Below are 14,457 nucleotides of genomic sequence, written 5' to 3'. Positions count from 1 at the left end.
CATCAATAGAACTTCTTGAGGTCCATGCCCGCGTAGAGCTGGCCCACCTGGGCTTCGTAGCCGTTGAACAGCTGCGTCTTGCGCTTCTTGGCGAACAGGCCGTCTTCGCCAATGCGCCGCTCCGTGGCCTGGCTCCAGCGCGGGTGCGGCACGTCGGGGTTCACATTGGAATAAAAGCCGTACTCGTTGCGCGCCGCCTTGTTCCAGGCCGTGCCCGGCTCCTTGTCGGTCAGGCGGATGGCGACGATGCTCTTGGCGCTCTTGAAGCCGTACTTCCACGGCACGACCAGCCGCACGGGCGCGCCATTCTGGTTGGGCAGCACCTCGCCATACATGCCAAAGGCCAGCAGCGTCAGCGGGTGCATGGCTTCATCAAGGCGCAGCCCCTCGGTGTAAGGCCAGTCCAGCACGCCGCTGCGCAGGCCCGGCATCTGCGCCTTGTCGGCCAGGGTCACGAATTCCACGTACTTGGCACTGCCCAGCGGCTGCACCTTGCGCAGCAGCTCGGCCAGGGAATAGCCCACCCAGGGAATCACCATGGACCAGCCCTCCACGCAGCGCAGCCGGTAGATGCGTTCTTCCTGTGGAGCGAGCTTGAGCAGCGCATCCAGGTCCAGCGTCTGCGGCTGCTGGACCAGACCCTCGATCTTCACCGTCCAGGGACGGGTCTTGAGCGTGTGGGCATTCTTGGCAGGATCGTCCTTGTCCAGCCCGAATTCATAGAAGTTGTTGTACTGGGACACATCGGCATAGGCCGTGACACGGTCCATGGTGTTTGCGCCCACTACCTGGGAAGGCACGGAGGCCAGTGCCGCCAGCTTGCCGGGGCGCTGCACGCCCGCCGCCCAGCCGGGCAAGGCCGCGCCCGCCGAGCCTGCGGCCAGGTACTGCAGCCAGGCACGGCGCTTGAGGTAGCCTGCCCGGGGCGTGATCTCGCTGCCTTGCGGGTGTTGGAAGCCGTTGTCGTGGGAGCGGATCAGCATGGGAATCTCCTGGTGTGCCGGCGGGCACGGGGCGCTATTGCTGGCGATATGGCGATTGGGAGCCTCGCAGGCGCGCGCAAGTTCCCTGCGGCACCGATGCGATGGTGCACGAAAAAGCGGCATGCGCCTGAACGCATGCCGCTGCCCTTATCTTGCCACTGTCACTCTGCCACTGCCGTGGCTCAAAGCTCGCCGTAGCTGTGCAGCCCCGACAGGAACATGTTCACCCCCAGGAAGGCGAAGGTGGTGATGGCCAGTCCACCCAGCGCCCACCAGGCGGATACCGTGCCGCGCAGGCCCTTGACCAGGCGCATGTGCAGCCAGGCCGCGTAGTTGAGCCAGACGATCAGCGCCCAGGTTTCCTTGGGGTCCCAGCTCCAGTAGCCGCCCCAGGCCTCGGCCGCCCACAGAGCGCCCAGCACGGTGGCGATGGTGAAGAAGGCAAAACCCACGGCGATGGATTTGTACATCACATCGTCCAGCAGCTCGAAGCTGGGCAGGCGCTCGGCGATGCGCTTGCGCGCCAGCAGGATGCCGGCCACGATCAGCGCCGAAACGCCGAAGTACACCATCCAGTAGCTGCCGCCGTTCTCGGTTGCACCCTTGCGGAAGACGATGGGCTCGAAGCACAGCACCACACCCAGCATCCACAGCGGCGCGAGCTTGTACCAGCGGGTCTCCGTGGCCTGCTGCTTGATCAGGTAGGCAAAGGAGACCATGGCTGCCAGTGCAAAGGTGCCGTAGCCGATGAAGTTGGCCGGCACGTGCAGCTTCATCCACCAGCTCTTGAGTGCCGGTACCAGCGGCTGGATCTCGTGCGCCTCGCGCACCAGCGTGTACCACAGCAAAAAGCCCACGGCCGCGCTGACCACCAGCATCACGAAGCCGCCCAGGGCGCGCGTGTCGTAGTGCTGTTCGTAATAGAGATAGAAAAGCGCCGTCATCCAGCAGAACATGACGAACACTTCATAGAGATTGCTGACCGGGATGTGGCCCACATCGGGGCCGATCAGGTAGCTCTCGTACCAGCGCACCATGGTGCCCACCAGCGCCAGCGTCACGGCCAGCCAGGCCAGGCGCGAGCCCAGCAGCGACAGCGCCGTGCCCTCGCCCCGCGCAAACATGCCGATCCAGTAGAAGACGGTGCTCATGAAGAACACCATGCTCATCCAGAGGATGGCCGACTGGCTGGACAGGAAGTACTTGAGGCCGAACACCGTGTCCGAGCGCGCCAGTTGCGCCCCTTCAGGCCCCTGGTAGAGCCCGATGGCCAGCAGCGACAGCCCGGCCACCACCAGCATCAGCCCGCGCAGCGGGCGCCAGAACCAGCCCAGCCAGATGGCCGAGGGAATGGTGCCGACCAGGATGCACTTCTCGTAGACATCCATGTACTCGCCATAGCGCTGCAGCGCATACAGCAGTCCTGCCGCCACCAGGGCCGCGAACACCCAGTCGAACCAGTTGCGGCGGGCGAAGAAGCCCTCGTTGAGCGTCAAAGTCGTCGTCGTGGTGGCGGTGTTCATGCGGAACCTCCGGGGGATTTCTTGTGGATGGGCTCGGCGCCTATCAGCTTGCCGGCCAGCATGGCGAATTCTCTATCACCATCGAGTGTCTTGCGATTGGTGGACAAGGCCATTTCGGCATGGCTTTCCCCATCGCGGGGCGTGAGCCAGATCCAGAGGCGGCGGTCACGCACGTACAGCATGCAGAACACGCCGATGATGAGGAACAGGCAGCCCAGATACACCACGTTCTTGCCCGGGGCGCGCGCCACCTGGAAGACGCTGGCCTGCACCTGCTTGAAGTCCTGCAGCATGAAGACCATGGGCATGGGGTAGAACTGCGCATCGCTGAGCGAGAACACGGCCTGGGTCATGAAGGACTGCGTCTGCTCGCTGGGCTCCAGTGGCGCCTGGCCCGCCTGCGTGCGCACGATCTGGGCAAGCTCGAACAGCACGCCGTTGAGAATGCGCACCAGCACCTCGCCCGCACGTTCGCGCTCGGCCGCAGGCACATTGCTTTCCATGAAGTCCGAGATGGCCTGCAGCCCGCCCAGCGGCTTGCCGTCCGGCCCCTTCTTGTCGGTCTGGCCCGCGAACAATTCCAGCGCCTTGGTGGCCGACTGCGCCAGCGCGCCGCTCAGTTCGGAACGCGAGGCGTCGATGGCCTTGGCCACATAGGCCTTGGCCGCCTGCTCGCGCAGCCTGGGGTCCTGCAGCGCGCTGCGCAGGCGCAGGAAGGTGTCCATCTCGCTTTCGGGATCGGCGGGAATGCGCAGGTAGCGCATGGCATCGGCCTGGTTGTCGCGCACGCCCAGCAGGAACACGCGCTGGCCGTCGCCCGTGTCCACGGGCAGCATGTAGTTCTGGAACTCGCGCGCCTGGCCCGAGGCATCGCGCAGCTTGTAGCGGATGCTGGGGCCGATGTTGCGCAGCTCCTTCTTGGTCACGGTCTTGTGGGCCGCGCCCAGGCGCTCGTCGATGGCCTGCTTCAGGTCCACCTTGCGCACATCGGTACCGTTGCCATTGGCCCCGCCGCCACCGCCGAAGTTCTCCACGTTGATGGTGCGCAGTTCGGCAAACTCCAGCGTCACTGTCTCGTCCTTGCCGTCCGGGAGCTTGCGCACGAACTGGTCCGATCCGCCGATCACGCCCTCGACATCAAAGGGCTTGGCTCCCGCCTCCAGCGGCACGGCGCGCAGCTTCACCGACGAGCCGCCGTCGTCAAAGCTGGACTGGTAGATCTCGATGCCACGGTAGCTGGCCGGGTGGTTGACCTCGATGCGTTTTTCCAGCTTCTCGCCCGTGGCCTTGTCGTGGATGACGACCTCGCTGGCAAACAGCTTGGGCATGCCCGTGGAGTAGTACTCCACGATGAATTTCTTGAGCTCCACCGCAAAGGGCAGCTCCTGCAGCAGCACGCCGTCGGACTGCGACAGGATGGCCGTGCCTGCCGTGCCGCCTTCGGTCACCAGCAGGTTGCCTCGGAAGGTGGGGTTGCGCTCGCTCAGCCGGTGCTGTTCGGACACCTCGGAGATCAGGCCACCGCCGGTATAAGGTGTTTTGCCTCCCAGCCACATCTGCGCGCGCACGATGAGGTCGCCATCGAACAGCCCGCCCAGGCAGATCAGCACGATGGCGCTGTGGGCCGCGATATAGCCCAGCTTGTGGGCCGCGCCCGCCTTGGCCGCCAGCATCCAGCCCGTGCCGGGACCGGCCGCCGTATCGCGCTGCTGCAGCCGCACCTTCCAGCCGCCCGACACCAGCTGCTGGCCCAGGCGCCTGGCGGCCTCTTCGGTGCTGCCGGGCACCACGTTCTGCGCACGGTGGCCGAAGGCCTTGAGGCTTTGTTCGCGAACGTTTTCCTTGTAGCTGCGCAGATCGGCCAGGTACTTGGGCGCATGGCGTGCCACGCACAGCGAGGTGCTTATCACCAGAAAAGCCAGGATCAGCAGGAACCACCAGGCGCTGTAGACCGCATTGAGCTTGAGCGCGAGGAACAGCTGTGCCCAGAAAGGCCCGAACTGGTTGACGTAGTTGCCCACCGGCTCATGCTGCTTGAGCACGGTGCCGATCACCGAGGCAATGCAGATGACCGTCAGCAGCGAGATCGCAAAGCGCATCGATGCCAGCAGCTCCAGGGTCGCGCGCGCGGCCTGCGGGCGGGAGGGAGCAAGAGCGGCACCGGAAGAGTTGTCTGACATGAAGAACGAAAAGCCAAAACCCGAATGAAAAAAGCGGGACCATCTGCATTCATGCGATGGACCCGCCTGGCTTGGGGTGTCTATAAAGCAATAGGTTCCCGGTGATTACCCTGGGAACCGCGTCGGCCCCGGGATCGCATCAACGCAGGCCAGCGATGTAGTCTGCCACGGCCTTGATTTCGCGATCGTTAAGCTTGGCAGCAACCTGCGTCATCTGAATGCTATTGCCGCGCTTGCCGTCACGGAAGGCCGTGAGCTGGGTCGTGGTGTAGTCGGCATGCTGGCCCGCCAGGCGCGGGTACTGGGCTGGAATGCCGGCGCCGTTGGGGCTGTGGCAGCCCGCGCAGGCAGCAATGTTGCGCTCCTGGATGCCGCCGCGGTAGATGCGCTCGCCCATGGCCACCAGATCCTTGTCCTTGGCAAAGCCGTCCTTGGGCTTTTGCGTGTGCAGCCAGGCGGCGATGTTCTTCATGTCAGGCTCGCTGAGCATGCTGGCAAAGCCCTTCATCACGGGGTCCTTGCGCTTGTCGCCCTTGAACTCCAGCAACTGCTTGACCAGGTACTCGGGATGCTGGCCGGCCAGCTTGGGCTGCAGCGGGATGGTGGAATTGCCGTCGGCCGCATGGCATGCCGCGCAGACGGCGGTGTAGCTGGCCTCGCCCTTCGCCAGGTCGGCCTTGGCCGCCTTCGGCTGTGCCGAGGCAGCAGGTGCCTCGCCAGCGGAGAAAGCGGGAAAGGCGGGGGCTGCAGCAAGAATGGCAGCCGTCAGCAAAGAGGCAAGCAACTTCATATCGAGGGCGTGGTTCTGTTGTTGAAAGCGCAAAATTCGGCGGATTCTACAATGGGGTCCCCTGTGATTGATATCGTCAGGAACCCTGGTTTCGCCCCTGCGCACAGAGGAAAACATATTCCTTGATCGTGGTCACAAACTGGCCACGGATTCGGTGCTGAACATATGTTTTTCGCAGCCCAGCATATCGATCTGTGCCAGCGCGGCAATAAGGGCTCTACCCATGTGGCGCGCAATACCACACCCGTGCGCGCCAGATTCCGCTTCCCCGTCGCTTCAACCCGCGCCGAAGCGGCTGTCCGCCTGGCGGCGGAACTCCGAGGGCGTCATGCCCTTGATCTCCAGGAAGCGCCTGTTGAAGTTGGCCACGTTGTTGAAGCCCACCTGGTAGCAGATGTCGGCGATGAAGCTGTCGGTCTGCATGAGCAGGTGGCATGCGCTGTTGATGCGTACCCGGCTGACGAAGTCGGTGAAGCTGTTGCCTGTGGCCCGGCGGAAAAAGCGGCTGAAGCGGCTCTCGCTCATGCCCAGCTCGGCCGCCACGTCGGCCAGGCTCAGCGGCTCGCTCACGCGCGCCATGATGCGGTTGACCACCTCGTTGATCTGATCCACCTGAGCCTCGCCCTGGGCGCCCTGCATCTGCACGGCTGACAGCAGCCGATAATCGGTGCACTCGGCCAGATCGGACAGCAGCGCGCAAAAGGCCGTGAAGCGGCGCATTCCGCGCGCACTCCTGACCGCATCCCAGTGCGCGCGCGCCGTCTGCGCCAAGCCGAAGAACTCGATGCCATGGCGCGCACGGTCCAGCAGTTGAAGCACCTCGCGCATCTCCGGGATCTGCTCGGCCGCACGGGCGATGGGGTCGTGGTTGAAAAGAATCACGTAATCGCGTGCAGGCGAGCCCCCATCGGGCGCATCGAACGAGATCCAGTTGTGCGGCAGGCGCGGGCCGCACAGCACGAGGTGGCCGGGCTCGAAGGGTCCTATCCAGTCTCCCACGAAGGCGCGGCCCGAGGTGTCGGTGATGAGGTGCAGCTCGTACTCCTCATGGAAATGCCAGCGCACCAGGGGGCTTGGGAAACCATGTGCCAGGCAGCGCACCAGGCCGCTGCCCTCCATATCCTCATAGCCCAGCGCGGGCGTCCGCACGAAATCGCGCTCCAGTTCAGGGTGACGCTGGCGGGGTGTGCGGCGGCGTGGGCTGGTCATGGCGGCGTGACGGTTTCTGGAGAGGCCATGGGCAAACAGTATCACCAGCGGCGGCTATCCACCGCAATGGGCTGCCAGCGCAGCATCGAGTTCCGCGCGCCGGGGCGGCTGGGCACCGGCGCGCGTGCAGTTGAGCGCTGCGGCCGTTGCGGCAAAGCGCAGCACCTGGCGCCACGCGCTCTCGGGCAGTTCCTGCAACTGGTCCGGCTGCTCGACACCTTGCTCCAGCAGCGCAACCGACAGCGCCGCGCCAAAAGTGTCGCCCGCACCGATGGTATCCACCAGTTGCACGGCCGGCGGCTGCACCGACACAGGGGCCTGTCCTGCACGCAGCAAGGTCGCGCCGGCCGCTCCGCGCGTGAGCACCACGGCCCGGGGACCCAGCGCCAGCCAGCGCCCGGCGGCCTCCAGCGCCGGAACGCCGGGCGCGATAAAGGCCAGATCCTCATCGCTGAGCTTGACCAGGTCTGCCTGGGCCAGCCAGCCCAGGCAGTCGCGCCGGAAGGCCTGGGCATCGCGGATCAGCGTGGGCCGCACGTTCGGGTCGAAGACGATGATGCGCCGCCCGCGCTCAGCCGCCACCAGGTCCAGGATGCGCGGCCCGACAGGGGTGTGCAGCAATGCGATGGAGCCGAACTGCAGATAGCGGCATTCGGGCGGCAACTCGGGCAGCTCGGCAGGTGCCCACAGCGTGTCCGCCGTTGCCTGCGTATAGAAGGCATAGCGGTTGGTGCCTTGCGCATGCTCGACAAAGGCCAGCGTGCTGGGCGCATCGCAGCGCTGCACCAGGCGCATGTCCACGCCGTTGCCCTGCAGGTGCGCGAAAAGGCGCTCGCCGAAGAGATCGCGCGACAGTTGCGAGACAAAGCCCGCGGCCTGTCCGAGCCGCGCGGCGGCCACGGCGCAGTTGGCGGGCGCGCCTCCTTCATGGCCCTGGAAGGCCAGACCGCCCGTGGCGGTGAAATCGATCAGGGCTTCGCCCGCGATGGCTATGCGCATGCGTTCTACCTCGCTGCCTGTTGGACAAAAGCATGGACACGGTCTGTGGCACGGCGGACCGCCTCCACCAGATGCGGATGGCCCGCGGCCTCACCCCACAAGGGCACTTCGGCACACAGCGCGGCCACGGGGTCGGCGGCGGCGCAGATGGCGTGCGCCACTGCGGGGTCCATGGCCTGATCCTGGTAGGCATAGGGCAGTGTGTCATGGTGCCAGCGCTGCAGAAAAACCAGGAACAGCGCCGGCAGCATGGCCACAGCATCCATGGACGCGCCCTGCGCGATGCGCTCGCGCACCGTGGGCGCGATGAAGCCCGGGATCTTGGCAAAGCCGTCGGCCGCCACGCGCTGGTTGGTGTCGCGTATCGCAGGATTGCCGAAGCGTTCCAGCACGGTGTCGCGGTAGGCCGGCATGTCCAGGGCCGATGCCTTGCCGGGTGTTGCAAGGCAGGGAATCACGTCCTGCGTCACATAGTCCCATGCCAGCTGGCGTATCGCCGGCACGGCACTGCCTTCGTGGATGAAGCGCAGGCCCGCCAGCGTGCCGGCCCAGGCAATGCAGCTGTGGCTGGCGTTGAGGATGCGGATCTTGGCCTCCTCGTAGGGGGCCACGGAAGACACCATCTCCACGCCCACGCGCTCCCAGGGCGGACGGCCTGCGACGAAGCGGTCCTCTATCACCCACTGTGAAAAGCTTTCGGCCGTCACGGCGGCCGCATCGTCCCAGCCCGTCGCGGCCTGCACGCGCTCGCGCAGCTCCGGCGGCGGGCGCGGGGTGATGCGGTCGACCATGGCATTCGGGCAGCTGATGTTGTGCCCTGCCCACTCGGCCAGTTCCTGCAGTTGCGCCAGTTGCATGAAGGCCAGCAGGCCGGCCAGCAGGCGATCGCCGTTGTGGCGCAGGTTGTCGCAGCTCAGCAGTGTGACCGGGCCGGCATGTGCGCAGCGGCGCAACTGCAGGATGGCGCACAGCACGCCATAGATCGTCTCTCCGACCTGCCCCTGGCGCATGCGGCCGATGTCGGCTGCAAGCTCCGGGTTGCCGGTGTCCAGCACGCCGCTGCCATCGAGGTAGTAGCCAGCCTCGGTCACGGTGAGGGAGATGACACGTGTGCAGGGGCTGGCTCCGCGCGCGATCACGGCGGCCAGCCCGGGCGCATGCGGGATCACTTCGCGCAGGGCCTCGATGCGTTGGTAGCGCACCGATCCGCCAGGCGCAATCGTCTCCAGTGTGTAAGCCCCTCCCTGGCGCGCCAGCGCCTCCAGCGTCTGCGCCATGTCGGAGCGCAGGTTGGCCCCCACCAGCTCCCATTGCGTGTCCCCTGCATCGATCAGCCGCTGTTGATAAGCGGCCTGGTGCGCACGGTGAAAGGAACCCAGGCCCAGGTGCAGCACCGTGGGTCTGGAAAGATGCGGAACAATCGCGTTCATGGTGACCAGAGGGAGATGAGGAAGAAAGGATGACTGCGCCGGGCAGCCTCTCGGAGCGAAGCGCTTAGGCGCCTGCCAGCGTGCGTCCCTGGCGGTCGAACAGGTGCAGTGCGCAGCCGGTGTCCAGCGCGACGGACACCGCGTCGCCCACGGCCAGTGGCGTGCGCTCGGCCTGGCGCGCGATGAGCTGCGCCCCGCCCACGCTGACATGGATCAGCGTGTCGGCGCCCAAGGCCTCGATCAGGTCCACGCGGCCCATGACCTGTCTCTGTGCAGCGGCATCGGTTGCGACCTGCGCTCTGGCCACGCGCAAGGCCTCGGGGCGTATGCCCAGCGTGCCGTCGGCGGGCAAGCGGCCCTGCGTGGCCCCGGAGAACACGGGCAGTGCCCCGGCGGCGATCAGGTTCATCGACGGCATGCCGATGAACTGCGCAACGAACTGGTTGGCCGGATGGTCGTAGAGCGCCAGGGGCGCGCCCACCTGTTCGATGCAGCCATCGCGCAACACCACCACGCGGTCGGCCAGGGTCATGGCCTCGACCTGGTCATGGGTGACATAGATGGTGGTGGCGCCCAGCGCCTTGTGCAGCTTGTGGATTTCCACCCGCGTGTTGCCGCGAAGAGCCGCATCGAGGTTGGACAGCGGCTCGTCGAACAGGAACACCTTGGGCGCACGCACGATGGCCCGGCCTATGGCCACGCGCTGGCGCTGGCCGCCCGACAGGTCGCGCGGCTTGCGTTCCAGATAGGGCGTGAGGTTGAGCGTCTCGGCCGCCTGCCCGACCTTTCGGCGTATCTCCTCTTTCGGCACGCCGGCCAGGCGCAGCGCGAAGGACATGTTGTCGTACACGCTCATGTGCGGATACAGCGCATAGCTCTGGAACACCATTGCCAGATCGCGCTCGCCCGATGGCGCATGCGTGATGTCGTGCCCGTCGAGCAGCAACTGCCCCGAAGTGATGCCCTCCAGCCCAGCGATCAGGCGCAGCAGCGTGGACTTGCCGCAGCCCGAAGGCCCGACGAAGACGATGAATTCGCCACGCTCGATGGCGAGGTCCACGCCGCGGATGATCTGCGCCTCTCCGAAGCGCTTGCGTATGTCCTGAAGTTGCAGATAGGCCATGGTTTTCCTTGTGCAGCACAAAGCCGCGAAATGGATGCCGGACGGCTACTTGACGGCGCCAAAGGTCATGCCCTGCACCAGCTGCTTCTGGCTGAACCAGCCAAACACCACGATGGGAGCGATGGCGATCAGCGAAGCGGCCGAGAGCTTGGCCCAGAACAGCCCTTCGGGGCTGGCATACGAGGCGATCAGCGTGGCCAGCGTGCCGGCCCGGGCGCTGCTCAGGTTCAGCGACCAGAAGGCCTCGTTCCAGCTCAGCACCAGGCACAGCAGCCCGGTGGAGGCAATGCCGCCTACCGCCAGCGGCAGCACCACATGGCGGAACTCGGCCCACAGGCCTGCGCCATCCATGCGCGCCGCTTCCAGGATCTCGTTGGGGATGTCCTTGAGCGCGCTGTAGAGCATCCAGACCATGATGGGCAGGTTGGACAGCGTGAAGACGATGACCAGCACGGTGAGCGAATCCAGCAAGCCCGCCCCTTGCGCCAGCACATAGATGGGCAGCAGGGCCCCCACGGCCGGCATCATCTTGGTCGAGAGCATCCACATGAGCACGTCGCGCGTGTGGCGGCTGCGGAAGAACGCCATGGAGTAGGCAGCAGGCACGGCGATGGCCAGGCCGATCAGGGTCGAGGCCAGGCTGGTGATCAGCGAATTGCGCGCATACAGCAGGTAGTCACTGCGCTGCTGCACCTCGCCGAAGTTGGCCAGCGTGGGCTCGAACACGAACAGCGGCGGCACGGCAATGGCCTGCAGTTCCGTCTTGAAGGCCGTCAGGAACAACCAGGCCAGCGGAAAGAACAGCAGCAGTGCAACGGCCCATGCCGCAGCGGCGCGCACCAGGGTGGAGGAACTTGTTTTCATCATGCCCTCAGTCCAGGCTCTTGCCCACGATGCGGATCAGGAAGAGGGAGACGATGTTGGCCAGCACCACGGCAAACAGTGCACCGGCCGAGGCCACGCCCACGTCGAAGTTCATCAGCGACTGCTTGTAGATCAGGTAGGTCAGGTTGGTGCTCTCGTTGCCGGGCCCACCTGCCGTGGTGATGGCAATCTCGGCGAACACGCTGAGCAGGAAGATCATCTCGATCATCACCACCACCGCCATGGGCCGCGCCAGATGGGGCAGCGTGAGGTAGTAAAAGCGCTGCAGGGCGTTGGCGCCATCCATGCGTGCCGCCTCCATCTGCTCGCGGTCCAGCGACTGCAGCGAGGTGATGAAGATCAGGCAGGCGAAGGGCAGCCATTGCCAGGACACCATGACGATGACGGACAGCAGCGGCATCTCGGTGAGCCAGTCCACGGGCTGCAGTCCGACGGCCCTCCACAGGCTGGCCAGCACGCCATAGATCGGGTTCATCATCATGTGCTTCCACAGCAGCGCATTGACCGTGGGCATCACGAAGAACGGCGAGATCAGCAGCACCCGCACGACGCCACGCCCCGGAAACGGCTCGTTGATCAGCAAAGCGATCAGCACGCCCAGCACCAGGGTGATCAGCACCACGCTGGCCAGGAAGTTCAGCGTGTTCCATACGGCGGGCAGGAAGTCCGGATCGGTGATGAAGAAGGCGTAGTTGTCCCAGCCGGCGAAGCGGTGCTCGCCCGGCTGCATGAGGTTGTAGTTGACGAGCGAGAAATAAATCGTCATCAACAAGGGCACGAGCATCCAGCACAGCAGCACGGCCACGGCGGGCGCCATCAGGGCGCGGGGCAGCAGGCGCCTGGCGGACGCCGCCCTGTCGGGAGTCCTATCGGCCCTCATTTGTAGTAGCCGCTTTTCCTCATCTCGCGATCGGCCAGCGTCTGCGAGGTACTGAGTGCCTGCTCCACCGTGACCTTGCCCGACAGCGCAGCGCTCATCTGCTGGCCCACGGCAATGCCAATGGCCTGGAACTCTGGAATCGCGACGTACTGCACGCCGGCATAGGGCGACTTGGGCTCGGTCGCATCGGTCAGGCTCACGCTGTCGATGGCCCGCTTCTCGGCTGCGGCAAAGCCCGCCACCTTCTGGAACTCGGCATTGGCATAGGTGGACTGGCGCGTTCCTGTGGGCACGGCACGCCAGCCGTGCTCCTGCGCGACCAACTGCACATACTCCCTGGAGGTGGCCCACTTCACGAAGACCTGGGCCGCATCGGCCTTCTTCGAGCTAGAGGGTATGGCCAGGTTCCAGGTCCACAGCCAGGTCGATCCCTTGGGCGTGCTGGCCATGGGTGCGGCCGCATAGGCCACCTTGTCGGCCACCTTGGATTGCTTGGGGTCGCTCACGAAGGAGGCGGCAATGCTCGCATCCACCCAAGCGCCGCACTTGCCCTCGTTGAACAGGGCCAGGTTTTCATTGAAGCTGTTGGCCGAGGCGCCCGGGGGGCCATAGGCCTTCATCAGGTCCACATAGAAACCCACGGCTTTCTTCCAGGCGGGTGTGTCGATCTGCGGCTTCCACTGCATGTCGAACCATTGGCCGCCGAAGGTATTGGCCATGGTGGTGATCAGGGCCATGTTGTCCCCCCAGCCCGGCTTGCCGCGCAGGCAGATGCCATAGACCCCGGCCTTGGGATCGTGGACCTTGGAGGCGAACTCCCGGACCTGCTCCCAGGTGGGCTTGTCGGGCATCTGAAAACCCGCCTTGTCGGCCAGGTCCTTGCGGTACATGAGCATGGAGCCTTCGCCATAGAAGGGCGAGGCATAGAGCTTGCCTTCGTAGGACAGGCCTTCGCGGATGGCGGGCAGCAGATCGGCCGCGTCATAGGCGGCATCGGTGGCAATGGGCTGCAGCCAGCCCTTCTTCGACCAGATCGGCACCTCGTAGATGCCCACGGTCATCACATCGAACTGGCCGCCCTTGGTGGCGATGTCGGTGGTCACGCGCTGGCGCAGCACGCCTTCTTCCAGCGTCACCCATTTGAGCGTGATGTCGGGGTGGGCCTTCTCGAACCGGGGGGTGAGCTTTTGCATCTCGATCATGTGGCCGTTGTTCACGGTGGCGATCACGAGTTCGGTGCCGGCGAGTGCGCCCACTGCGGCAGTGGCCGTAGCCAATGTGAGGCTGGCCTTGAGCAAGCTGTGCATTTTTGTCTCCTTGTTCCCTGGTCTTCGAATGCTGGATCACCGCGCCTCCCATCCCGGCTGCGGATGAGGCATTGTGGCGACGGCCTCGTGCCTGGACTGGTACGACAGATGCGCCTTTCGATACTTTTATGCGCAGCCAAGCCGGTGATATCCCTTAGCCGATGCATCAAACCATTTGCTGCTGCTGCGGTGCGTCCCTACCTCCTAGAATTCCGTTCATCCGCATCTCCGAGGCAGACCATGGCCGTGCAGCGCATCCCTGTTCCACCGAGTGCACTCGGCGAGTCCCCCTTCTGGCACCCGCAGGAACATCGGCTCTACTGGTGCGATATCCAGGACCGGCACATCCATTCCTGGGAGCCCGCCACAGGCCTGCACCGCAGCTGGGCCACGCCCAGCGAACCGGGCTGCTGCGCTCCCACGGACCGGGGCCGCATCGTGGTGGGGCTGCGCGATGGCTTCGGCCTGCTGGACACCGCCACGGGACACACCGAAATGATCGCCCGCCTGGACCATGATCCGCAGCAGCTGCGGCTCAACGACGGGCGCTGCGACCGCGCCGGGCGGCTGTGGGCGGGGTCACTGTTCTCGCCCAAGACGGCGCCCGATGCCGCGCTGTGGTGCCTTCACGCGGACGGCGCCGGAGGCTACGCCGTTCAGCGCATGGCAGGCGACTGCACCACGGCCAACGGCCTGGCCTTCAGCCCCGATGACGCCTGGATGTACTGGGCAGACACGCCAGCCCACCGCATAGACCGCTTTGCCTTCGACCTGGAATCCGGCACGCTGGGCACGCGCTCGCTGTGGAAGGCCTTCGCGCCCAAGGCCGAGGGCAGGCTCTATGGCGGCCGCCCCGACGGCGCCAGCGTCGACGTCCGGGGCAACTACTGGGTGGCCATGTACGAAGGCGGCTGCGTGCTGCAACTGAGCCCCGAGGGCGATGTGCTGCAGCGCCTGGACACGCCCGTGCGCTGCCCCACCATGGTCTGCTTTGGGGGAGAGGACCTGCGCACGCTGTACATCACCTCGGCCGGACACGGTCGGCCCGATCCGGAGCGATCGGCGCAGGTGCCTGCCGGCGCACTGATGGAGTGCCGTGTCGATGTGCCGGGCCTGCCGGTGAACAGCTTCCACGAAGCCTGAGCCTG

At 65.6% G+C, this 14,457-nt stretch carries 12 protein-coding genes; 1 reads left to right on the top strand and 11 read right to left on the bottom strand.

The window, feature by feature from the left end; translation table 11 throughout:
* Positions 1 to 2: 2 nt before the first annotated feature.
* The 11 genes from msrP to LGR64_RS02095 form a co-directional block, all read right to left on the bottom strand.
* Positions 3 to 983: a protein-methionine-sulfoxide reductase catalytic subunit MsrP gene (gene msrP / locus LGR64_RS02145; RefSeq protein WP_013800756.1), complete on the bottom strand. Its 981-nt coding sequence runs from the start codon at positions 981 to 983 to the stop codon at positions 3 to 5.
* Positions 984 to 1,165: 182 nt separating this feature from the next.
* Entirely contained in the window at positions 1,166 to 2,506 is a 1,341-nt protein-coding gene (gene ccsB / locus LGR64_RS02140; RefSeq protein WP_034397007.1) for a c-type cytochrome biogenesis protein CcsB, read from the bottom strand.
* Positions 2,503 to 4,686: a cytochrome c biogenesis protein ResB gene (locus LGR64_RS02135; protein ID WP_141835193.1), complete on the bottom strand. Its 2,184-nt coding sequence runs from the start codon at positions 4,684 to 4,686 to the stop codon at positions 2,503 to 2,505. Before LGR64_RS02135 ends, ccsB begins: the two co-directional genes overlap by 4 nt.
* Before the next feature lie 139 nt (positions 4,687 to 4,825).
* Positions 4,826 to 5,476 (bottom strand): c-type cytochrome, encoded by a 651-nt coding sequence (locus LGR64_RS02130; RefSeq protein ID WP_034397008.1) that lies wholly within the window; start codon positions 5,474 to 5,476, stop codon positions 4,826 to 4,828.
* A 276-nt stretch (positions 5,477 to 5,752) separates the two neighbouring features.
* On the bottom strand, positions 5,753 to 6,685 hold the full coding sequence (locus LGR64_RS02125; RefSeq protein ID WP_016450966.1) for an AraC family transcriptional regulator: 933 nt from the start codon (positions 6,683 to 6,685) through the stop codon (positions 5,753 to 5,755).
* Positions 6,686 to 6,739: 54 nt separating this feature from the next.
* Positions 6,740 to 7,684: a carbohydrate kinase family protein gene (locus LGR64_RS02120; protein ID WP_230354944.1), complete on the bottom strand. Its 945-nt coding sequence runs from the start codon at positions 7,682 to 7,684 to the stop codon at positions 6,740 to 6,742.
* A 5-nt stretch (positions 7,685 to 7,689) separates the two neighbouring features.
* The gene (gene dalD, locus LGR64_RS02115; protein WP_230354943.1) at positions 7,690 to 9,114 is read right to left on the bottom strand and encodes a D-arabinitol 4-dehydrogenase; all 1,425 of its coding nucleotides are present in this window, start codon (positions 9,112 to 9,114) and stop codon (positions 7,690 to 7,692) included.
* Positions 9,115 to 9,178: 64 nt separating this feature from the next.
* Complete coding sequence (locus tag LGR64_RS02110) at positions 9,179 to 10,237, bottom strand: ABC transporter ATP-binding protein (RefSeq protein WP_230354942.1); 1,059 nt, start codon at positions 10,235 to 10,237, stop codon at positions 9,179 to 9,181.
* A 45-nt stretch (positions 10,238 to 10,282) separates the two neighbouring features.
* Positions 10,283 to 11,101, bottom strand: a complete 819-nt coding sequence (locus LGR64_RS02105) for a carbohydrate ABC transporter permease (RefSeq protein ID WP_012207392.1) — start codon at positions 11,099 to 11,101, stop codon at positions 10,283 to 10,285.
* Positions 11,102 to 11,108: 7 nt separating this feature from the next.
* A complete protein-coding gene (locus LGR64_RS02100; protein WP_051940972.1) occupies positions 11,109 to 12,002 on the bottom strand; it encodes a carbohydrate ABC transporter permease in 894 nt (297 codons plus the stop codon).
* Positions 11,999 to 13,309, bottom strand: coding sequence for an ABC transporter substrate-binding protein (locus tag LGR64_RS02095; RefSeq protein WP_230354941.1), 1,311 nt, complete (start codon positions 13,307 to 13,309; stop codon positions 11,999 to 12,001). The genes LGR64_RS02100 and LGR64_RS02095 overlap by 4 nt, the downstream gene beginning before the upstream one ends.
* 240 nt (positions 13,310 to 13,549) lie before the next feature.
* Here LGR64_RS02095 and LGR64_RS02090 point away from each other — a divergent pair, with 240 nt between their 5' ends.
* Complete coding sequence (locus tag LGR64_RS02090) at positions 13,550 to 14,452, top strand: SMP-30/gluconolactonase/LRE family protein (RefSeq protein ID WP_141835205.1); 903 nt, start codon at positions 13,550 to 13,552, stop codon at positions 14,450 to 14,452.
* Positions 14,453 to 14,457: the final 5 nt, after the last annotated feature.

The organism is Delftia sp. Lp-1, assembly GCF_020523835.1.
GTDB lineage: Bacteria > Pseudomonadota > Gammaproteobacteria > Burkholderiales > Burkholderiaceae_C > Comamonas > Comamonas acidovorans.
The sequence above is the reverse complement of the archived record's forward strand: the minus strand, read 5'-3'. Positions and strand labels throughout refer to the sequence as shown.